The 19,488-nt window shown below is 44.9% G+C and carries 20 protein-coding genes; 16 read left to right on the plus strand and 4 right to left on the minus strand.

Going from position 1 to position 19,488, the window contains the following annotated elements:
• Positions 1–79: 79 nt before the first annotated feature.
• Positions 80–973 (plus strand): LysR family transcriptional regulator, encoded by an 894-nt coding sequence (locus tag AC2A4J_RS05670; protein ID WP_484175259.1) that lies wholly within the window; start codon positions 80–82, stop codon positions 971–973.
• A gap of 66 nt (positions 974–1,039) precedes the next feature.
• Here AC2A4J_RS05670 and AC2A4J_RS05675 read toward each other — a convergent pair whose 3' ends face one another.
• Entirely contained in the window at positions 1,040–2,134 is a 1,095-nt protein-coding gene (locus AC2A4J_RS05675) for an MBL fold metallo-hydrolase (RefSeq protein WP_484175260.1), read from the minus strand.
• A 94-nt stretch (positions 2,135–2,228) separates the two neighbouring features.
• Here AC2A4J_RS05675 and AC2A4J_RS05680 point away from each other — a divergent pair, with 94 nt between their 5' ends.
• Entirely contained in the window at positions 2,229–2,702 is a 474-nt protein-coding gene (locus AC2A4J_RS05680) for a GNAT family N-acetyltransferase (RefSeq protein WP_484175261.1), read from the plus strand.
• 12 nt (positions 2,703–2,714) lie between these two features.
• On the opposite strand, the gene AC2A4J_RS05685 is transcribed toward AC2A4J_RS05680, so the two are convergent.
• Positions 2,715–4,055 carry a Na+/H+ antiporter family protein gene (locus AC2A4J_RS05685; RefSeq protein ID WP_484175363.1) on the minus strand — a complete coding sequence of 447 codons (1,341 nt, stop codon included), beginning with the start codon at positions 4,053–4,055 and terminating at the stop codon, positions 2,715–2,717.
• Between the two features lie 324 nt (positions 4,056–4,379).
• On the minus strand, positions 4,380–5,159 hold the full coding sequence (locus tag AC2A4J_RS05690) for a HalD/BesD family halogenase (RefSeq protein ID WP_484175262.1): 780 nt from the start codon (positions 5,157–5,159) through the stop codon (positions 4,380–4,382).
• A gap of 199 nt (positions 5,160–5,358) precedes the next feature.
• Between AC2A4J_RS05690 and AC2A4J_RS05695 the strand changes: the two genes are divergently transcribed.
• Positions 5,359–6,273, plus strand: coding sequence for a LysR family transcriptional regulator (locus AC2A4J_RS05695; RefSeq protein ID WP_484175263.1), 915 nt, complete (start codon positions 5,359–5,361; stop codon positions 6,271–6,273).
• Positions 6,274–6,333: 60 nt separating this feature from the next.
• Here AC2A4J_RS05695 and AC2A4J_RS05700 read toward each other — a convergent pair whose 3' ends face one another.
• A complete protein-coding gene (locus tag AC2A4J_RS05700) occupies positions 6,334–6,828 on the minus strand; it encodes a hypothetical protein (protein ID WP_484175264.1) in 495 nt (164 codons plus the stop codon).
• 705 nt (positions 6,829–7,533) lie between these two features.
• Here AC2A4J_RS05700 and urtA point away from each other — a divergent pair.
• The 13 genes from urtA to AC2A4J_RS05765 all read left to right on the plus strand — a co-directional run bounded on the left by urtA (position 7,534) and on the right by AC2A4J_RS05765 (position 19,464).
• Complete coding sequence (urtA, locus tag AC2A4J_RS05705; RefSeq protein WP_484175265.1) at positions 7,534–8,817, plus strand: urea ABC transporter substrate-binding protein; 1,284 nt, start codon at positions 7,534–7,536, stop codon at positions 8,815–8,817.
• 122 nt (positions 8,818–8,939) lie between these two features.
• On the plus strand, positions 8,940–10,562 hold the full coding sequence (gene urtB / locus AC2A4J_RS05710; protein WP_484175266.1) for an urea ABC transporter permease subunit UrtB: 1,623 nt from the start codon (positions 8,940–8,942) through the stop codon (positions 10,560–10,562).
• Positions 10,559–11,692, plus strand: a complete 1,134-nt coding sequence (gene urtC, locus AC2A4J_RS05715; protein ID WP_484175267.1) for an urea ABC transporter permease subunit UrtC — start codon at positions 10,559–10,561, stop codon at positions 11,690–11,692. Before urtB ends, urtC begins: the two co-directional genes overlap by 4 nt.
• Positions 11,689–12,543, plus strand: a complete 855-nt coding sequence (urtD, locus tag AC2A4J_RS05720) for an urea ABC transporter ATP-binding protein UrtD (RefSeq protein ID WP_484175268.1) — start codon at positions 11,689–11,691, stop codon at positions 12,541–12,543. Before urtC ends, urtD begins: the two co-directional genes overlap by 4 nt.
• Complete coding sequence (gene urtE / locus AC2A4J_RS05725; RefSeq protein ID WP_114412365.1) at positions 12,540–13,247, plus strand: urea ABC transporter ATP-binding subunit UrtE; 708 nt, start codon at positions 12,540–12,542, stop codon at positions 13,245–13,247. The genes urtD and urtE overlap by 4 nt, the downstream gene beginning before the upstream one ends.
• Before the next feature lie 53 nt (positions 13,248–13,300).
• Positions 13,301–14,239: an urease accessory protein UreD gene (locus tag AC2A4J_RS05730; RefSeq protein WP_484175269.1), complete on the plus strand. Its 939-nt coding sequence runs from the start codon at positions 13,301–13,303 to the stop codon at positions 14,237–14,239.
• A gap of 66 nt (positions 14,240–14,305) precedes the next feature.
• On the plus strand, positions 14,306–14,608 hold the full coding sequence (locus tag AC2A4J_RS05735) for an urease subunit gamma (protein WP_110575688.1): 303 nt from the start codon (positions 14,306–14,308) through the stop codon (positions 14,606–14,608).
• Between the two features lie 159 nt (positions 14,609–14,767).
• The gene (locus tag AC2A4J_RS05740; protein ID WP_484175270.1) at positions 14,768–15,085 is read left to right on the plus strand and encodes an urease subunit beta; all 318 of its coding nucleotides are present in this window, start codon (positions 14,768–14,770) and stop codon (positions 15,083–15,085) included.
• The gene (gene ureC, locus AC2A4J_RS05745; RefSeq protein WP_484175271.1) at positions 15,085–16,791 is read left to right on the plus strand and encodes an urease subunit alpha; all 1,707 of its coding nucleotides are present in this window, start codon (positions 15,085–15,087) and stop codon (positions 16,789–16,791) included. The genes AC2A4J_RS05740 and ureC overlap by 1 nt, the downstream gene beginning before the upstream one ends.
• A gap of 35 nt (positions 16,792–16,826) precedes the next feature.
• Complete coding sequence (gene ureE, locus AC2A4J_RS05750) at positions 16,827–17,270, plus strand: urease accessory protein UreE (protein ID WP_484175272.1); 444 nt, start codon at positions 16,827–16,829, stop codon at positions 17,268–17,270.
• Positions 17,251–17,958, plus strand: coding sequence for an urease accessory protein UreF (locus AC2A4J_RS05755; protein WP_484175273.1), 708 nt, complete (start codon positions 17,251–17,253; stop codon positions 17,956–17,958). Before ureE ends, AC2A4J_RS05755 begins: the two co-directional genes overlap by 20 nt.
• Positions 17,959–18,177: 219 nt before the next feature.
• Positions 18,178–18,819 carry an urease accessory protein UreG gene (gene ureG / locus AC2A4J_RS05760; RefSeq protein WP_484175274.1) on the plus strand — a complete coding sequence of 214 codons (642 nt, stop codon included), beginning with the start codon at positions 18,178–18,180 and terminating at the stop codon, positions 18,817–18,819.
• Between the two features lie 60 nt (positions 18,820–18,879).
• Positions 18,880–19,464: a HupE/UreJ family protein gene (locus AC2A4J_RS05765; protein WP_484175275.1), complete on the plus strand. Its 585-nt coding sequence runs from the start codon at positions 18,880–18,882 to the stop codon at positions 19,462–19,464.
• The last annotated feature ends 24 nt before the right edge of the window (positions 19,465–19,488 follow it).

Consider the following 19,488-nt stretch of genomic DNA (forward strand, 5'->3'; position numbering starts at 1 on the left):
CGCTCTGTTCCTTTTTTTGCAACAACTTATAAAAAGGGTCCGTGTTTAGGGCATTTAAAAATGAGTCAAGGGAAAGTAAATGTACGATTTAAATGAAGTGAGGACGTTTGTATCCGTTATGGAAACAGGCAGCCTTAAGGATAGTGCTCAACAACTAGGTGTATCAAAATCCACCCTGAGCCGTCGTATTAGCCATTTGGAAGACGCATTAAATCAGCCTTTACTGCGTCGGCAAGCCAATCGACTTTTTGCCAATGAGGCTGGAATTAAATTCTTGCCGTTTGCCAAAAAACTGCTCCATGTCGCCGATGAAGGACACAAAGCGGTTGAAGAATTGAAAGATGAAATTAGTGGGTCGTTAGTTGTGTATGTTCACACAACGCTAGTTCGAGGTTGGTTTTCGGGACTCATGTTTGATTTCCTAGAAGAGTTTCCTCAGGTCAATATTGAAGTCCGCACTGGCAATCAGTTGTTCCAAGAAATAAAAAGCAACGATATATGCGTGTGGGTTGGTGAGCCGGTTAATGATCAGCTTCGGTCTGAGCAGATTGGTGCTCTAAGTCAAGGTTTGTATGCCAGCTCAGACTATTTGAAACGCATTGGTATGTTAAATCACCCGACAGAGCTTAATCATTACGCTTGGGTTGATACCTTAAAGAATGAACAAAACAACATCACCCTAGAGCATAAAACTGAGGGTGATGTATCGTTTGATCTGCCGCAATCACGTCTTACGGTAGACCAATATATTTTGCATGCAGAAGCCATTATTCAAGGTAAAGGTGTTGGCTTATTGCCCCATTATTTTGCAGATAAACATATAAAACGACATCCTGAAGTGTTTGTCTCGTGTTTGCCTGAATGGCAGGGCAAGCCACTTCCGGTTTATCTGCAATACCCTTTTGGTCACCTACCCAAAAAAATGCAGACACTGATCCAATATCTACGAGAAGAAGCGAAAGCATTTTATTGACGATGGTTTCAGCGCTTGGTTACCAGAAGATAGCAAAGCGCCGAGGTCTGACGAAAGGTGTGCTGATTAAGGTGTCTGTTGCCACCAAGACGTTAACGGCGGCAAATCGATAATGGAAAATATACGACCAAATTCTGGAGTACTTAACGTCACTTCACGACGTTCAGCTTCAGTAACTACCCGATCAAACGGATCATGCCAGGTATGAAATGCCAAATCGAAAGTGCCATTATGAATTGGCATCATCACTTTACCCTGTAAATCCATATGTGCTTGAATACTTTCCTCTGGCTTCATATGGATATCCGCCCAGTCTTTATCGTAAGCGCCTGTTTCTACCATGGTGAGATCAAAGGGCCCGTACTTGTCGCCAATCTCTTTAAATCCTGAAAAATAGCCAGAATCACCGCTGAAGAAAATGCTTTCTTGTGGTGTTTTAATGACCCAAGATCCCCACAAGGTGGCATTGCCATCGCCCATTCCACGACCAGAAAAATGTTGTGTAGGTGTAAAAGCAACCAAACCATGGCGAGTCTTAAGTTCTTGCCACCAATCGAATGTAACGATTTTATTGGCCTCGATTCCCCAATTAATTAGATCTCCATCTACACCTTTTGGTACCAAAAATTGTTGCGTTTTCGCGAGCAAAATTTTGATGCTCGCTTTGTCTAAATGATCGTAATGATTATGGGAAATCAAGACTTTATCGATAGGCGGTAAATCTTCTAAACTAATTGGCGGCTGATGGAATCGTTTTGGTCCAACAAATTGAAACGGTGATGCACGATCCGAAAATACAGGGTCAATCAGCCAATACTCTCCATAGACTTTTAATAAAATAGAAGAATGCCCAAGCTTAACCAAATGGATCGTATCCTCGCTCAGTGCGTCTAAATTCGCTCGGCTAACCGTACGTACTGGAATGTTGATATCGGGTGTGGTGTCGACTTTTTTCTCAGTAAAAAAACGAACCCATAACGCCGCAGTGTCAGCAAAAGACATGGGATTACGTGGTGCGGTATTATGAAACTTTGAGTCTTCATAAGGTGCGGAAGTGACTTCCTCGATAGGATTTACCTTGGATTTAATGTTTAAATTAACGAGATAAATCGCTAGACCCAGCATAACGATCAAGGCAACAACGAGCTTGATGAAAAACATAGAACACCACTTTTAAATTGGATAGCTGATTATAATTTGGGCTAATGGAATAAATACAACAAGATAAAAAAGAAAATAGTGAGAAGGAGAGAGCATGGTTACTATTGAAAAAATGACGACTCGGCACTTAGCAGACGTTATTACACTGGGAGTTGTTGAAGAACAAAAGCAGTTTGTTGGCACCATTGACGAGATTATAAAAAGCGCTAATGCGCAAATACGTCCCCATGTTATTTTCGCCGAGGATCAAGTAGTTGGCTTCTTTTTGATCGATACCACGTACGCAGAAAAATACGACTTTGTCAGTCAATCTAATTCAATCGGCCTGCGTAGCTTCTTTATTGACAAAAAGTATCAGGGAAAAGGCTACGCAAAACAGGCGATCTTGGCGTTATCAAACTACCTAAGCGAAGCTTATCCTAATCATTCAACCATCTACCTCACGGTAAATTGTCAAAACCCTATCGCCAAGGGACTGTATTTAAAGGGTGGGTTTGAAGACACCAACACCCTTTACCATGGCGGTGCTGCGGGTCCACAGCACATTATGGTCAAGGCGTTGGCGTGAAGTGCTCGATTTTTATAGAACCATTGCGGCAATCCAAGCAAAAATAACCATGCCAAAGTTAGCGTGCATAAAGGTAGGAATCACCGAGTCACGCACGTGGTCGTGTTGACCATCGGCATTGAGGCCAGAGGTCGCGCCAAGAGTAATAGTTGAAGCGGGTGAGCCAGCATCACCCAATGCAGCAGAAGCGCCTAACAAGGCGACGGCTGCCATTGGCGAAAAGCCTAGCGTCAGAGCAAGGGGAATATAAATGGGCGCAAGAATAGGCACACTGGCGAATGAATCACCAAATCCGATGGTAATGAACAAGCCAACAATCAACATAATCGCAGCGGCTAGCGCCTTGTGATCGCCAATCAGTTCAGCCGAGGCTTGTACCAAAGGCTTAATTTCCCCAGTTGCTTCCAAAACGCCAGCAAAGCCAGACGCGATGGTAATAATCACTGCAATCTGCACCATCATGCGCATGCCTTGCGTGAAGACATCGTCTTGCTGGTCCCAACGGAAAATACCGGCAAGGGATAAAATCATAAAGCCAAGCATGGCGCCAACAAGCAACGAATCAAAAGTGACTTGAAACACCAAAGTGACCGCAACCGCAATCAGCGTCATCACCAATTGAAATGGTTTGATTACCGTGTCTTTGGTTTTCTCTAGATGTTCTAAGGCAACGTCATTCGTCGTGTAGTCGCGCGGTTTGCGGTATGAGAAAAACACCGCTACCAACATACCCGCAAGAATCCCCATCACCGGCAAAAACATCGCCTTTGGAACCATGTCAGCCGTCACCGCTAAACCGTAGGCAGAACCAACGTCGTTAACGTTTGCTAGCAGGATTTCATTTAAGAAAATTGCCCCAAAGCCAGTTGGTAACAACAAATAACTCGAACTGATAGAGCATGCTAATACACAGGCAATGGCGCGGCGGTCGATGCGTAATTTATTAAAAATTACCAACAGTGGGGGAATCATTACTGGAATAAACGCAATATGAACAGGCACGGCATTTTGCGACAAAAGCGACGCAACCATGAAAATTCCATAAAGCAGCCACTTCACCTTACTTTGGTGTTTTGTATCTTCATTGCCCAACATGCTCACCAGCTTTCTAGCCAGCAAATCCAACACACCGCTGCGAGCAAGAGCAACAGCAAGCGCACCAACCATAATGTAGGTCATACCAACTTGTGAGCCGACTAATAAATTGTCATTGATCGCGGCAATGGCTTCTTCAGTAGACAAACCGCTGTGCAAACCGCCCACTAAAGCGGAAGCGATCAAGGCAATAGTAACGGGCACTCGCGCAACACAGAGAAAGATCATTAAACCAATAGCTAACACCACAGAGTTAATTGGCAAACTACCAGGATTAAGAATTCCAAAACCTAAGATTAAACAAACCACACAGGCAATAGCCATCACCTTGAATGGTGGCTTATTAGTCACATTCATAACGTTTTCGTTCATAGCATCCACATTTTGTATTTGGGGAGAAGAGATAGGCGGCGCCGTTAGCACGGCAGAAGGATTGAGCAAAGACCTATTCACAGCAAAAATAACGCGACTAATTTAATTTTTAATCGGTCAACTGTAAACGGATTTATCGAGGAAATGTTTCGCAACTAACTATGTTGGGTAGAGAGACCCCCAAAGTGAACATAAAGTAGCGGATGTCTATTAATTCACCCGACCATAAAAGGTTTTTCTAGCCGCTTCGGAGAGTGTAATTCCGGGTTGTGAGTTATAGGCGAGAACCGCCAACATGCGGGTGGTATCGCCTTTTGTTGGTGTGACTCGGTGAATGGCATTTCGACCCCGGAAAAGCACCAAAGCGCCGGGTTCGATTGCCAATTCTTTGACTTTTTTCTGTCCCGCGAGAACCTCACTGACACCGCTGTAATTCATCTCACCAACATCGGCGTTGCGCATGTTTTCAATGTATTCAAATACACCGCCACTCTCAGGTTTTTGAATTAATAAGGTAATAGCAAACGACGAGTTATCGAAGTGCCAACCTAACTCTTGGCCTTTGCTGGCGAAGTGTAAGTTGATAGACGAAAGATTGTCGGCATAGTTATACAGCGCCTCTTCATCTAACACATTGGCAAGAAAGGCTCGAAATACAGCCGAATCATAAAGTTGTCGTAGTGGCGAGTTTTCAGAAATTTGATCGTCCGTAATACAACCTTTAGAGGAAATGACCTGCTTATTTCTCGCATGATCGGCATCGAAACTAGGATCGGTATTTGTTAAGTAAACGTTATGAGTCGACTTCGTATACCAAGCAAGGTCTTTCTTCGCCTCGCCTTCCTCAATAATGGCTTGAATCGCCTTATGATTGAGGAAGTCAGGCAAAACCAAAGCCCCGTTTTTAGACAAAGTCTTTTTACAATCTGCTCTGAAGTCATTATCTTCAATAGAATAAGCGGCTTTATTAATAATATTGGATAATGACATTGCTGTTCCTCTTTAGGTTTTGATCTTTTATATTGGCAACGATATCGTCCAGATTAATGACGTTAGCAAAATATTTAAATCAATATTTTATATATCTATCATTAATTTTTGCTTAACAATAAAGGGTATAAATTGAAAGGTAGGATGGCGCTGTCATGTAAAAAGGCACAGTGTTTGAAAGTATTATCTTGAGAGTATTATGTTAAAACTGCCTAATCTAAACAGCTTAACCACGTTCATAAATGCCGCGCAAACAGGCAATTTTGCGAAAACGGCAAAAGCCTTGTGCATAACGCCAGCGGCCGTCAGCCAACAAATAAAACAGCTAGAATCTCACCTAGACGCAACACTGTTTGAGCGCTCTAAACTAGGTGTCGAGCTGACTCAAGCGGGTCAGCAATACCTATACTTTGCCAACCAAGCGATTGAAAGCCTGCAACGTGGACAAGCCAGTTTAGACCAATTAAATCAGCAAACGATTTTTACACTGCACACATTACCCTCCGTTGCTAGCTTATGGTTAATGCCCAAAGTACTTCATATAATGGAACAACATCCAGACCTAGAAATACGAGTGGAAGCAAGCCATACGTCGGTCGACTTCAACCTTAGTCGCTGTGACGCCAGCATCAGCTTTGGTAAACAAGACAAATCACTGAACCACGATTTTCTATTCCAAGACGAAGTACACCTAGTCGCCAGTCCATCACTCGTTAACGGAATAGCGCAGAGGGATTTAGATACCTTACTTGAAAAACCAATGATCCATATCGACTGGGGCAACGAGAATCCATACCTACCAAACTGGCAAGACTGGCTAAACGCCGCAGGTTACCACAACCGAAAACCCAACAAAGGCCCACAATTCAACCTCTCCAGCATGGCGATCGACGCCGCCATACAAGGCAAAGGCCTACTACTCGGCCAAGGACTCTTCATCCAAAACGCACTGAAAACAGGGCAACTCATCACACTCAGCCCAATCACACTTCCACTAAGAAAAGCCTACTACCTCGTTTATCCAGATAGAACGAAAAATAAAGACGGAGCGATGGGGCTGATAGAGCGGTTGAAAGGTGGAGGTGTGGAAAGGCTTAGTTTTCTGAAGGGATGAGGGTCAATAAGCTAGTGAAGCTTTTGGTGAAAATCATAAAGTTATGATTCAGTTTATAACTTAGTAACCTGAATTATTGTGTACATCAGCTGTATTTTTAAGTTTGCTTATTAAACTTTTGTCAATATCAAAATCTATATCGCTTTGATACTGTTTTCCTTGGGCGTTTGAGTATTCGCTTTTACGTAATGGTGTGCCATATTTTCCAGCCCAGATAGTATAAATACTTAAACGTTCTAATAGTTCTAATTCATAATTTGTCATTTCAATATTTATCAACTTTGCAATATCGTTTAAATCATGGTTTTTACATTTTGGGAAAGAGATTTTATCATGCTCAACTTTTAATTTTCCTCTGGACGCCAGAACTCCTTTAAGGGCATTTTCAAGTGAAATTCCTAAAAGAAACATTGATCCTTTGTGGTATCCAATCATTGCTTCTTCTAGTGAGTTCGGATCATTTAAAGAGGAATATAAAGCCTCTGATGCTGCTAACATTTGGTTTGCTTGTATAAACCAAAACTCAGGATTTTTTGATTTAGTTTCGAAGTCCATTATTAATCCTGTTCTTCATGTTATAACGTGGCATGCATTTTTTATAATATTAGGTTAAAGGGGGTCCTATAAGAAGTGTTTATTCATTTTTACCCGAGGTGATTTTTGTTTACGTTAGTTCGTTCAGCATCGAATATCCAGATATCGCCTTATAACAACGACTTAATATGAAAAATTAAAGCGCCACTTTAAATCGTCTGATTACGGTCGTGCCTCCCTCATGCAGACCTACGAAAACCGATGAAGTCAGTTCGACGCAATCCTGATTGCGCGACCTTATGGAGTTTCATAGTCAGTTAAAAACGTCCTTCCTCACAATTGCAAAAATAATCTATGCCTTCTGTGCGTTAGGTCAGAAGACAAATATCTATACAAAAGGGTTTACGAGGCAATCTCTCTTAAAGAGACCTTTTGGTTACTTTTGCGGATCTGGGCAAAAGTTACACGCCCAGCAGGGCGGAATAAAGGTTGGGAATACAAAGCGTTCGAATGGAACCAAAGAGCAACCCCTCCCTAACCCTCTCCTTGAAGAAAGGGGAGGGAACAAAACCGCCGTATACGTCAAATGACGTATACGGCTAAGTCATTTCGCGCATACCTTTCTTTCAGTGATTTTTTAATACTGGCTCTACAGATTAGAGGTTTTCTAAAAACCTCACCTGAAGACTCAAAAATATTATAAATCACAATAGGACGGCTCCAACTATGAAAATCAAAACGCTTACTTCTGCGATTGTGCTCTCTGGTGCAACGCTTATTGCGCTTCCTTCGCTGGCGGCAGACACAATCAAGGTCGGTGTGTTGCACTCCTTGTCTGGCACCATGGCGATTTCTGAAACCACGCTAAAAGACACTGTCTTGATGATGGTGGATGAGCAAAACAAAAAGGGTGGTTTGTTAGGTAAGAAGATCGAAGCTGTGGTGGTTGACCCAGCATCAAACTGGCCATTGTTTGCAGAAAAAGGTCGCGAGTTATTAACCAAAGACAAAGTGGATGTGATTTTTGGTAGTTGGACATCAGTTTCTCGTAAATCGGTATTGCCAGTATTGGAAGAGTTGAACGGTTTAATGTTTTACCCAGTTCAGTACGAAGGCGAAGAGTCGTCTAAAAACGTGTTTTACACAGGGGCTGCGCCAAACCAACAGGCGATTCCTGCTGTGGATTATTTGATGAACGATCTTGGCGTAGAGCGCTTTGTGCTCGCTGGAACAGATTACGTTTACCCTCGTACCACCAACAAAATTCTTGAGGCGTACCTAAAAGCCAAAGGTGTTGCAGCAAAAGACATTATGATCAACTACACGCCATTTGGTCATTCTGATTGGCAGTCTATCGTATCTGACATCAGTAAATTCGGTAGCGAAGGTATGAAAACTGCCGTGGTGTCTACTATCAATGGTGACGCAAATGTACCTTTCTACAAAGAATTGGGTAACCAAGGTATTTCATCAGAAGACATTCCTGTTGTGGCTTTCTCTGTTGGTGAAGAAGAGCTTTCTGGTTTAGATACAAAACCATTGGTTGGTCATTTGGCGGCTTGGAACTATTTCCAAAGTGTTGAAACACCAGAAAACGAAGCCTTTATTAAAGCGTGGCATGCCTACACTAAAAACTCTGATCGTGTAACCAACGACCCAATGGAAGCGACTTATATCGGTTTCAAAATGTGGGCGAACGCAGTAACGAAAGCGGGCACAACAGATGTTGATGCGGTTGAGCAAGCCATGATCGGCCAAACAACGCCAAATCTAACCGGTGGTGTTGCGGTAATGAACAAAAACCATCACTTGAGCAAACCTGTGCTAATTGGCGAGATCCAAGACGATGGTCAGTTTGAAGTGGTTTGGGAAACCGATGGCGTGGTGGCGGGTGATGCGTGGTCTGACTTCTTACCTGGTTCTAAAGATCTGATTTCAGATTGGACGGCGCCGATTAAGTGCGGTAACTACAACACCAAAACCAAAACGTGTTCTGGTCAGAACTATTAAGTTGACCCATTCCCAGGGGTAACCTCGACTCTCTGTCTAGCGGCTGAATAGCTTGTCTAGTCAGAGAGTTATTTTTCTCTTCAAATCGAGTTCTGATTTAAAAACCTTCCGATACATGGAGTATGACCTTGAGACGTATCACCGTGAAACATTGCATCGCACTTTGCTGCTGTCTTTTTGGGCTTTTATCCTTTCCCAGCTATGGCGCGGAGTCGACGTCTTTGGACCCTCTTTTAGTCGAGTTGGGTGAAGCCAAAATGAAAGACGTAGAGCCGATTCTGGTCAGAATTGAGGCCGCATCTGACGACAGTGTTTTGCCCCTTTTCCGTACTTTATTAGAGGGCAATTTGTATTACATCGAAGCGGAAGGTCAGGTTGTTGGTCAGTCCGATGTGAATGGTGAAACTGTTTATAAAGATGTATTTACTCAACAAACTCGAACCGATCTTCAGAAAGGAGATGTGGATAAAATTCGAGTAAACAATAAATTACGTGGTTATTTACGCAATGCCATGGCCCGAATTCAACTCACTGCAAAGTCACCTAGTGTGCGTGAAAATGCGGTTAGAGAGCTCTTGTCTAAATTAGATGACGACACGGTCGAGGTTTTAGAAGGCCTTTACCCGAATGAGACGAACAAAAAAGTAAAAGAAGCCATGGGATTGGCGCTTGCTATGAATACGGCATCACAAACGGAGTTGGCACCTTCTAATCGTATTGCGGCGATTGAAAAAATGTCGACTAGCTTGGAAAGCGATGTACGCAACTTGCTGACTCGACTTACCCGTGACGACAGCGCCGCTGTTGTGAGTGCTGCCAATGCGGCATTAGAAAAAATCGCGCAACGAGTGAATCGTTTTGCCTTTGTCGATCAGTTGTTTTTTGGTTTGAGCCTTGGCTCGGTATTGTTGCTGGCATCTATTGGCTTAGCGATTACTTTTGGTGTGATGGGCGTGATTAACATGGCTCACGGCGAAATGATCATGTTGGGTGCTTACACCACATATGTGGTGCAGTTGATTATGCCGAATTACATCGATTACTCGATTTGGGTAGCGATTCCAGCTGCCTTTTTAGTATCTGGCTTGATGGGCGTATTGATAGAGCGCTTAGTTATTTGTCGTTTGCATGGCCGCCCATTGGAAACCTTGCTGGCCACTTTTGGTATTAGTTTGATCTTGCAGCAATTGGTACGGACGATTTTCTCACCGCTTAACCGTCAAGTATCCACGCCTAGCTGGATGAGTGGCTCTTGGGAAATTAACCCCGTTTTATCTTTAACGCTAAACCGTTTGTATATTTTAGCCTTTGCCTTGTTGGTGTTCATCGTCTTGGTGATTGTATTGAAGAAAACCTCTCTGGGGCTAAACGTTCGTGCTGTCTCGCAAAATCGCAACATGGCAAAAGCTATGGGTGTAAAAACCAATTGGGTCGATGCGATGACCTTTGGTTTGGGGTCTGGTATCGCAGGTATTGCTGGTGTGGCGTTAAGTCAATTGACCAACGTTGGACCAAACTTGGGTCAATCTTACATTATCGATTCTTTCATGGTGGTGGTGTTCGGTGGCGTGGGCAACTTGCTTGGCACCTTGGTAGCGGCCTTTACCTTGGGCATCGCAACGAAATTTCTTGAGCCAACCACGGGTGCAGTTCTCGCAGCTATTCTGGTCTTGGTGTTTATTATTCTCTTTATTCAAAAACGTCCTAAGGGACTCTTTCCACAAAAAGGGAGGGCGGCAGAATGAAACGTCTTATAGCTTGGTTTTCTGAAGGGCGCTCGACGGGCAAACACACTCTGCCATTTGTGGTGATTTTATTGAGTGTGACTATTTTGGCTTCGGCGGCGAATCTATTGTTACCCGCTGACTCAGTTTTTTATGTCAGTACTTACACCATCACCTTATTGGGCAAGTATTTATGCTACGCCATGCTGGCGCTAGCAGTGGACATTATCTGGGGTTATTGCGGTATTTTGAGTTTAGGTCACGGGGCATTTTTCGCCTTGGGCGGTTACGCGATGGGCATGTATTTGATGCGTCAAATTGGTGATCGCGGGGTTTACGGTAATCCTTTGTTGCCTGACTTTATGGTGTTTTTAGACTGGAAAGAATTGCCTTGGTTTTGGCTGGGCATGGATCAGTTCTGGTTCGCCATGTTAATGGCAGTGCTAGTGCCTGGTTTGTTGGCCTTTGTGTTTGGTTGGTTAGCGTTCCGTTCTCGTGTAACGGGCGTTTATCTTTCCATCATGACGCAAGCCTTAACCTATGCCTTGCTGTTGGCGTTCTTCCGTAACGAAATGGGCTTTGGCGGCAACAATGGCTTGACCGATTTTAAAGAAATTCTTGGCTTCAGTTTACAGGCCGACAGCACGCGAGTTGCCTTGTTCTTGATCACGGCTATCTTGCTGGCTGTGGTGTTTGTTGTAAGCCAAAAGATTTTGTCTTCTCGTCTTGGCAAGGTGGTGTTGGCGATTCGTGATTCAGAATCCCGTTCACGTTTTATCGGCTATCGTACTGATAGATACAAAGTGTGGTTGTTTGTTTATTCCGCTGTCATCGCTGGCATTGCTGGCGCTTTGTATGTACCGCAAGTGGGCATTATTAACCCAGGTGAATTCTCCCCCATTAACTCGATCGAGATGGTGATTTGGGTAGCGGTAGGTGGTCGTGGCACCTTGATTGGCGCGGTGATTGGGGCCTTGTTAGTGAACTACGCGAAAACTCGTTTTACTGCCATCATGCCCGATGCTTGGTTGTTCGCCTTAGGTGCTATGTTTGTGCTGGTTACTTTGTATTTGCCAAAAGGTTTGATGGGGCTTTATGGGCAGCTAAAGGCTAAGCGAAATACAGTGATGAATAAGGAGTCACAAGCATGAGTACGTTAGATAGCACCCGTGAACTCTTCCGTCGTGATCAGGTTTGGCCATTTTTGGCTCCAGCGCAGGCCGAGGTAAATGTCGGTAATCAGATGATTCTGTACGTGGAAGATTTGAATTTGAGCTTCGACGGCTTCAAAGCGCTAAACAATCTTAATCTTTATATTAACGATGGCGAATTACGCTGTTTGATCGGTGCCAATGGAGCGGGTAAAACCACTTTGATGGATGTGATTACGGGTAAAACCCAGTGTGATTCTGGCACGGTTTTCTTTGGGCAGAATCACAACTTATTAAATAAAGACGAAGCGGAAATTGCTCAGCTTGGTATTGGTCGTAAATTCCAAAAGCCAACCGTGTTTGAAGAACAAACTGTGTTCGATAATTTGGAGTTGTCTCTTAAGACTGACAAGCGTGTCTTGCCGACCTTGTTCTCGCGTTTAACACCGACACAAATCGACCGCATTGATGAAGTATTAAAAACCATTGGTTTAGCTAAGCATAGATTCATGTTGGCGGGTGCCTTGTCTCATGGTCAAAAACAATGGTTAGAAATCGGTATGTTGTTGGTGGCAGAGCCAAGACTTTTGTTGATCGATGAGCCTGTAGCTGGCATGACAGCACAAGAGACAGAACGCACGGCGGAGCTACTAACCTCTCTGGCTGGAGAGCGAACTGTGATTGTGGTCGAACACGATATGGAATTTGTGCGCAGTATTGCTCGCACAGTCACCGTTTTGCACCAAGGCTCTGTATTGGCGGAAGGTACGATGGATCAGATTCAAAGTAACAAAGACGTTATTGAAGTGTACCTTGGTGAAGAAGCCGCAAAAACAGGAGCCACAGCATGATTTCAATTAACAAGGTTGATCAACTTTACGGCGGCACGCAGATTCTTTGGGGTTTGGATTTAGAGATAGTCCCCGGCTCGATTACTTGCATCATGGGTCGTAATGGCGTGGGCAAAACTACTTTGCTGAAAGCCATTATGGGGTTGCTGCCGATCAAAAGTGGCGACATCACCATGGAAGGCGAAACGCTAAACAAGCAAAGCGCAGAAAAGCGAGCTTACTCAGGCATTGGTTACGTTCCACAAGGTCGAGACATTTTCCCCATGCTTACTGTGGAAGAAAACCTGCGTATCGGTTTGCCTGTTCGTGGTAAGCGCACGAAAGACTCTCCAAAGGATATTCCAGAGAAAATCTTCGAGCTTTTTCCAGTATTGAAAGACATGCTTCATCGTCGCGGTGGTGATTTATCTGGTGGTCAACAACAGCAACTTGCCATCGGTCGTGCCTTGGTATTAGAACCAAAAGTCTTGATCTTGGACGAGCCTAACGAAGGCATTCAGCCCAACATTGTTAAGCAAATTGGCGATGTGATTTTAAAGCTGAACGAAGAAGAAGGATTGACCGTTATCTTGGTGGAGCAAAAGCTCGGTTTCGCTCGTCGCGTAGGTAAAGAGTTTCGTCTGATGGAAAAGGGACGCATTGTTGCGGCAGATAAAATGGAGAACCTTAACGATACTTTGATAAAGCAGTATTTGGCGGTCTGATTTTTGCATTGGTTGGAATCAGCAGCCACGCGAAAGACGCTTATAGGGCATCAATGAATAATAAACATAATCTTGCTTTGGCAGAAGAATACGACCAAAAACCGCTGCCAGAAACTCAAATGCCAGAGCGGGGAGAAGCTTCCCACTGGCATGCATTTCTGACATTAGGCTTTTCTCAAACAACTCGCGGTACCGTGTTGAAAACCTGTGATCACAAAGGGCCTTTGTACGTGCAAAAGCCTTTTTATCCTGAAGGTCGAGACACGGCGCACGTCTATTTATTGCATCCTCCAGGTGGTTTGGTTTCGGGGGATTGTCTCACGATTACGGCAAACCTAGCCGAAAATACTCATGTTTTGATCACTACTCCGGGTGCAGGGCGGGTTTATCGTGCTCGGAAGGATAAAACGCTACAACATCAAATTACTCAGTTGAACGTCGCTGAAAACAGCTTAATGGAATGGTTGCCACAAGAAACCATTCTGTATCCCAATGCCCACACACGACTTGAAAATCGTATCGATCTTGCGGATAACGCTAAGTTTATCGGCTGGGAAATCACCTGTTTTGGCTTGCCAGCCAACCAAGAAGATTTTGGCGAAGGGCAGGCAGAACAAGGCTTTCAGATTCGTCAGAACGATCGTCTTAAGGTGCGTGAACGATTGGTTATTGATGATAGTAGCCGTGCTGTTTTTTCAGCCAAAGCGGGATTAGATGGTAAGCCAATTAATGGTTTGATGATCGCAGGGCCGTTTGATTTAAAGGAACCTTCTAATTCAGTCAATCACGACGAACTGATCGACGCCCTTCGCCAGCACTGTACCCAACATGGGTCATTGAGTGGCGTAAGTTTGGTAGGCGAGTACATTTTAGTTCGCAGTCTTCATCATGATTCCGAACAAGTTAAAGAGCTATTTATTCAGTGCTGGCGAGATATTCGTCCCGCATTAATGAACAAAGAATCCAATGAACCGAGAATTTGGTCGACCTAAAAAGGTGCGGGTGCTCTTTTTTGGTTCAACGAAAACAATCATAAAGATAAGTAACGGAGCATAAAAATGGAACTCCTCCCAAGAGAAAAAGACAAGCTGTTGGTATTTACCGCTGCCTTACTAGCCGAACGACGTTTGAATCGCGGCCTTAAATTGAATTACCCCGAAGCCATGGCGTACATCACTATGGAAATTATCGAAGGTGCTCGCGATGGTAAAACCGTGGCGGAATTAATGGCCTATGGCAAAACTTTATTGAGTGCGGAACAAGTAATGGACGGCGTGGTTGAGTTGATCCATGAAGTACAGGTGGAAGCGACGTTCCCAGATGGGACGAAGTTAGTCACCGTTCATAATCCTATAAATTAATGACTACTGTGCTCGTCAATACTTTGTTAAAAACAGACTCAAAATGCTCATTTATAACCCCATAGACTCCGCTTTTTCGTCTGTTTTTGCCTCGTCTTGGCTTCGCTCATAACGTCATTAAACGTATGTGTCAGGTTCTTTTTTTAAAAGGAAAACATCATGATTCCAGGTGAAATACAGGTTGCCGCTGGTGATATTGAGCTTAATGTGGGCCGTAAAACGGTGAAAATTCGCGTCGAAAATACCGGTGATCGCCCTGTACAAATTGGCTCCCATTATCATTTTTTTGAAGTGAATCCCGCTTTATCTTTTGATCGCGCAGTGACTAAAGGCTTTCGCTTGAATATTGCTTCTGGTACCGCAGTGCGATTTGAACCCGGCCAAGGCCGTGAAGTAGAGCTGGTCGAATATGCTGGCACGAAAACCATTTATGGTTTTCGTGGTGAAGTCATGGGCACATTGCTAGGAGCAGAATAATGGCGACGATGGACAGACAAAGTTACGCGCAGATGTTCGGTCCGACTACGGGCGACCGTTTGCGTTTAGGCGATACCGATATCTGGATTCAGGTGGAAAAAGATTTCACTGTCTATGGCGACGAAGTGAAATTCGGCGGCGGCAAGGTTATCCGCGACGGCATGGGACAAAGCCAAGTGACCAACGACGTGGCTGTGGATTTAGTGATTACCAATGCCTTGGTGTTAGATCATTGGGGCATAGTAAAAGGCGACGTTGGCATCAAAGAAGGCCGTATTTTTAAAGTCGGTAAAGCCGGTAACCCAGACGTGCAAGATAACGTTGATATTGTGGTTGGACCGGGAACGGAAGTGATCGCTGGTGAAGGTTCTATTTTGACCGCGGGTGGCATCGACGCGCACATTCACTTTATTTGTCCACAACAAATTGAAGAAGCTTTGACCTCTGGCGTCACCACCATGATTGGCGGCGGTACTGGCCCAGCAACGGGAACCAAGGCGACAACTTGTACGCCGGGGCCTTGGTATCTTGGCAAGATGTTACAAGCCACGGACAGCATGCCGATGAATTTGGGCTTTTTGGGCAAAGGCAACGCCAGTTTGCCAGAAGCTTTAGAAGAGCAGCTAGAAGCGGGTGCTTGTGGTCTGAAACTACACGAAGATTGGGGCACCACACCAGCGTCAATTGATTGTTGTCTGAGTGTGGCAGAAAAATACGACGTACAAGTCGCCATTCATACTGACACCTTGAATGAATCGGGCTTCGTCGACAGCACCATTGATGCCTTTAAAGATCGGGTGATTCACACTTATCACACTGAAGGCGCGGGTGGCGGTCATGCCCCTGATATTATTCAAGCTTGCTCTAATCCAAATGTTTTACCTTCTTCAACCAACCCAACACGCCCTTATACTCACAACACAGTCGATGAGCATTTAGACATGCTGATGGTGTGTCACCATTTGGACAGCAATATTTCAGAAGACGTGGCGTTTGCCGATTCACGTATTCGCAAAGAGACCATTGCGGCGGAAGACATTCTTCACGACCGTGGTGCGTTCAGTATGATTTCGTCTGACTCCCAAGCCATGGGACGCGTTGGTGAAGTAGTGACTCGAACCTGGCAAACCGCTCACAAAATGAAGCAGCAGTTTGGCTTATTGCCAGAAGACCAAGAACTTGGTGCGGACAATTTCCGTGCTCGTCGCTACATTGCCAAGTACACCATCAACCCAGCCATTGCCCATGGTATTAGTCATGAAGTTGGCTCGATTGAACCGGGAAAAATGGCGGATTTAGTCTTATGGAAGCCCGCCTTTTTTGCGGTGAAACCTTCGATGATTATTAAAGGCGGCATGATCGCCAGCGCGCCAATGGGCGACCCAAATGCGTCTATTCCGACGCCACAGCCGGTGCATTATCGCCCTATGTTTGGTTCATTCGGTAAAGCGGCTGCAGCAACGTCTGTGACCTTTGTTTCTCAGGCTGCGTTGAATAATGGCTTGAAAGAATCACTCGGTTTGGACCGTACCTTGGTGGCCTGTAAAAACACGCGCAATATTTCCAAACTCGACATGATTCATAACGATTGGCTGCCGAACATTACCGTTGATCCGCAAACCTATGAAGTACGCGCTGATGGCGAATTATTAACCTGCGAGCCAGCGGAGACGTTACCTCTCGCGCAACTCTACACGCTTTTTTAGGCTCTTTTTTAGGAACGTTTTTTGAGGAAGATAGCATGCTAGATATTTACGAAAGATTAGGCACTCATTGTCATGATCCAGTCCACACCACAGTGACCTTAACTCATGAACAGCGTGATCGTGGGCGCTTGAAACTGATAGGTGACAATAACGAAGAAGTTCGAGTTTTCCTTGAGCGTGGTAAGCCGCTGTTAGTCGGTGAATTTTTAAAGTCCGAATGCGGCAAGATAGTTCAAGTGACTGGCGCAGTAGAAGACGTTGCCCATGCGAGCTGTGAAGATTGGGAAGCTTTTTCCAAAGCCTGTTATCACTTGGGCAACCGTCACACCAAAATCCAAATTGGCGAACGCTGGTTACGCATCAAACCCGACCATGTTTTAGAAGACATGCTGCACATGCTTGGCTTGATCGTTACCCATGAAGAAGCGGTGTTTGTCCCAGAATCTGGAGCTTATAGTCATGGGCACAGTCACCACTAACATTGCCACCACTAATATTGCCACCACTGACATCAGCTTATTACGGCTTTTGCAGTTAAGCAGCGTGGGTTTACCTGTGGGCGGTTTTGCTTTTTCTCAAGGCATGGAATACGCCATTGATCAAGGATGGGTAAAAAACAAAACCGAAGTGTCAGACTGGATTGGCTTGCAGTTACAACAGTCAGTAGCGCGTGTGGATTTGCCGGTGTTGCGGTTATGTATGGATGCCGCTAAGCAGCAAAACACAGAAAGATTATTTGAACTGAATGATCTGATCTTAGCGTGTCGAGAAACCAAAGAACTGCGCTTAAACGATACTGCCATGGGCGAAGCCTTGTTTCGTTTGATGGGCAGTTTGCAAATCGATACGCCGTTTAAGCGTTTAGATGAAATGAGTTTTGTCACCTTATTTGCCATTGCAGCAAGCCATTGGAGCTTGAAAGCCGATCTTGCTTCACTCGGTTTTGCTTGGTCTTGGTTGGAAAACCAAGTCGCCGCTGCAACCAAATTAGTGCCCCTTGGGCAAACGCAAGCACAAGAATTGTTAGGTGAATTACAGACGGATATTCGACAGGCGATTGCCATGTCGTTAACCATTGATGAAGATCGCATTGGCGCGGGTTTACCTGCCATTGCCATTGCCAGTGCTCAACACGAAACACAATATTCGCGGCTGTTTCGGTCTTAGGTGTATTTTATTTTGTAGGCCTGATGAGGGAGGTACGACCGTAATCAGGCGTTGTATGGTGTGCCTTGCGCTTTAACCACCTCTAAACGCCGGATTACATCTTCGTCCCTCGATTCATCCGGCCTACGTGTTTGGTTCATGTATGTATTTTGGTTTTGTAGTTTTGCGAGTGGAAATAACAACCATAAGATTTCGAATTTTTTTAAAAAGGAACCCAGAATGAAAAAACAAACATTACGAATAGGTGTGGGCGGTCCAGTAGGGTCAGGTAAAACCGCGTTGTTGCGTTCTTTATGCAGCGCGATGCGTGACCATTACAACATTGCCGTGGTGACCAATGATATTTATACCCAAGAAGATGCAAAGTTCTTAACCCAGCATGAAGCCTTGGATGCGGATCGCATCTTGGGTGTCGAAACAGGTGGTTGTCCCCATACAGCGATCCGTGAAGACGCGTCGATGAATTTAGCGGCGATAGATCAATTGCTAGAGCGTCATGGGGAATTGGATGTGGTGTTTGTGGAAAGTGGTGGCGACAACTTAAGTGCGACCTTTAGCCCAGAGCTATCAGATTTTACCATTTATGTTATTGACGTTTCTGCAGGTGACAAAATTCCTCGTAAAGGCGGCCCAGGTATTACCAAGTCCGATTTGTTGATTATTAATAAAACCGATCTAGCGCCTTTGGTTGGCGCGTCTTTGGAGGTAATGGCACACGACGCCAAGATTCAACGCGGCGATCGTCCGTTTATTTTTTCGAATCTTAAAAAAGCCCAAGGTTTGGATGAGATTATTCAGACTATTGTGTCGGAAGGGATGTTGGAAGCGAAAGCGTTACCTGCAGCGAAGGCGGTCGTTTAAACGACTGCTGCACTCGTAACATCGTTTGGTTCAGATTGATCAAGTATTAGGAGAAAGGGTATGAAGGCAATAAACACAAAAGGGTTATTGGTAGCAGCGTCAATATTAGCGTCAGGTTCTGTTCTTGCTCATCCGGGGCACGAACACGCGTCCAGCTTTATGACGGGATTTGCTCACCCAATGGGCGGTTTGGATCATCTTTTGGCCATGGTGGCGATTGGTCTTTGGGCAGCGAGCATTGGTGGTCGCGCTTTGTGGGCGATTCCAGCGGCGTTTGTCGTGACTATGTTGTTGGGCGGCGGCTTAGCGGTGGCGGGATTAAATGTGCCATTTGTTGAACAAGGTATTCTATTGTCTGCCGTCGTATTGGGTGCTTTGGTGTTGTTTGCTAAGCGTTTACCAACAGCGGCTTGCATGGCGATTGCAGGGGCTTTTGCGTTATTCCACGGTGCAGCGCATGGTATGGAAATGCCTTTGAGTGCCAATGGTCTGCAATATGCGTTGGGTTTTGCTTTGGCTACGGCGGGCTTGCATGCGGTTGGTCTGGGTTTTGGTCAGCTGATGACGAAAATTGGTACGCCTTTAGCGACGCGCATTAGTGGCTCTGCTATTGCGCTAGCGGGTTTGGTACTTGCTTTTGCCTAACTCATTTTTGTCTCCTAAGCCAAA

Source organism: Marinomonas sp. ATLA20, assembly GCF_057180105.1.

Coding starts and splice junctions, on each gene's coding strand:
- AC2A4J_RS05670 (WP_484175259.1), top strand. CDS start 80: ATGTACGATTTAAATGAAGTGAGGACGTTTGTATCCGTTATGGAAACA.
- AC2A4J_RS05675 (WP_484175260.1), bottom strand. CDS start 2,134: ATGTTTTTCATCAAGCTCGTTGTTGCCTTGATCGTTATGCTGGGTCTA.
- AC2A4J_RS05680 (WP_484175261.1), top strand. CDS start 2,229: ATGGTTACTATTGAAAAAATGACGACTCGGCACTTAGCAGACGTTATT.
- AC2A4J_RS05690 (WP_484175262.1), bottom strand. CDS start 5,159: ATGTCATTATCCAATATTATTAATAAAGCCGCTTATTCTATTGAAGAT.
- AC2A4J_RS05695 (WP_484175263.1), top strand. CDS start 5,359: ATGTTAAAACTGCCTAATCTAAACAGCTTAACCACGTTCATAAATGCC.
- AC2A4J_RS05700 (WP_484175264.1), bottom strand. CDS start 6,828: ATGGACTTCGAAACTAAATCAAAAAATCCTGAGTTTTGGTTTATACAA.
- urtA (WP_484175265.1), top strand. CDS start 7,534: ATGAAAATCAAAACGCTTACTTCTGCGATTGTGCTCTCTGGTGCAACG.
- urtB (WP_484175266.1), top strand. CDS start 8,940: ATGACCTTGAGACGTATCACCGTGAAACATTGCATCGCACTTTGCTGC.
- urtC (WP_484175267.1), top strand. CDS start 10,559: ATGAAACGTCTTATAGCTTGGTTTTCTGAAGGGCGCTCGACGGGCAAA.
- urtD (WP_484175268.1), top strand. CDS start 11,689: ATGAGTACGTTAGATAGCACCCGTGAACTCTTCCGTCGTGATCAGGTT.
- urtE (WP_114412365.1), top strand. CDS start 12,540: ATGATTTCAATTAACAAGGTTGATCAACTTTACGGCGGCACGCAGATT.
- AC2A4J_RS05730 (WP_484175269.1), top strand. CDS start 13,301: ATGAATAATAAACATAATCTTGCTTTGGCAGAAGAATACGACCAAAAA.
- AC2A4J_RS05735 (WP_110575688.1), top strand. CDS start 14,306: ATGGAACTCCTCCCAAGAGAAAAAGACAAGCTGTTGGTATTTACCGCT.
- AC2A4J_RS05740 (WP_484175270.1), top strand. CDS start 14,768: ATGATTCCAGGTGAAATACAGGTTGCCGCTGGTGATATTGAGCTTAAT.
- ureC (WP_484175271.1), top strand. CDS start 15,085: ATGGCGACGATGGACAGACAAAGTTACGCGCAGATGTTCGGTCCGACT.
- ureE (WP_484175272.1), top strand. CDS start 16,827: ATGCTAGATATTTACGAAAGATTAGGCACTCATTGTCATGATCCAGTC.
- AC2A4J_RS05755 (WP_484175273.1), top strand. CDS start 17,251: ATGGGCACAGTCACCACTAACATTGCCACCACTAATATTGCCACCACT.
- ureG (WP_484175274.1), top strand. CDS start 18,178: ATGAAAAAACAAACATTACGAATAGGTGTGGGCGGTCCAGTAGGGTCA.
- AC2A4J_RS05765 (WP_484175275.1), top strand. CDS start 18,880: ATGAAGGCAATAAACACAAAAGGGTTATTGGTAGCAGCGTCAATATTA.